The following is a 662-nucleotide window of genomic DNA, read 5'->3' as shown; positions in this document are numbered from 1 at the left end:
ACGCCATGGAATGGGTGCACTGCCATATCGCCAGAACGCCATCGGCACCCAACGCGCGGGTGGAAGCCATCCCCGCCGTCATCTCCCGCATCGTCATGAAGCTGCTCGCCAAGACCGCCGAGGAGCGCTACCAGACCGCTGCCGGTGTCGAGCATGATCTGCGACGTTGCCTCGCGGACTGGCAGCGTCAAGGTCGTATCGACGACTTTCCGCTGGACGGGCACGGCACCCCCGACCGGCTGATGATCCCCGAGAAGCTTTACGGACGTGAGCGCGAAGTCGAGACCCTGGTCAGCACCTTCACCCGTATTGTCGAGACCGGCACACCCGAACTCGTGCTGGTTTCCGGTTATTCGGGCATCGGCAAATCGTCGGTGGTCAATGAACTGCACAAGATCCTCGTGCCGCCACGGGGATTGTTTGCATCCGGCAAGTTCGAGCAGTACAAGCGCGATATCCCCTATGCCACGCTGATCCAGGCATTTCAAAGTCTCGTGCGCATGCTGTTGGGCAAGTCCGAAGCGGAGCTGGCGGCCTGGCGTGCCGCATTGCTGGACGCGCTCTCGCCCAATGCGGCGCTGGTGAGCGAACTGATCCCCGAACTGAAGCTGATCATCGGCGAGCCGCCCGCGGTCCCGGAGCTCGAACCACAACAGGCGAAA

At 62.5% G+C, this 662-nt stretch carries 1 protein-coding gene; it reads left to right on the top strand.

The window, feature by feature from the left end; translation table 11 throughout:
* The coding region (locus tag AB3X89_RS40090) for an AAA family ATPase (protein WP_368588038.1) at positions 1-662 on the top strand (662 nt) is incomplete at both ends.

It is taken from the genome of Paraburkholderia sp. BR14320, from assembly GCF_040948665.1.
Classification (GTDB): domain Bacteria; phylum Pseudomonadota; class Gammaproteobacteria; order Burkholderiales; family Burkholderiaceae; genus Paraburkholderia; species Paraburkholderia youngii.
The sequence above is the reverse complement of the archived record's forward strand: the minus strand, read 5'-3'. Positions and strand labels throughout refer to the sequence as shown.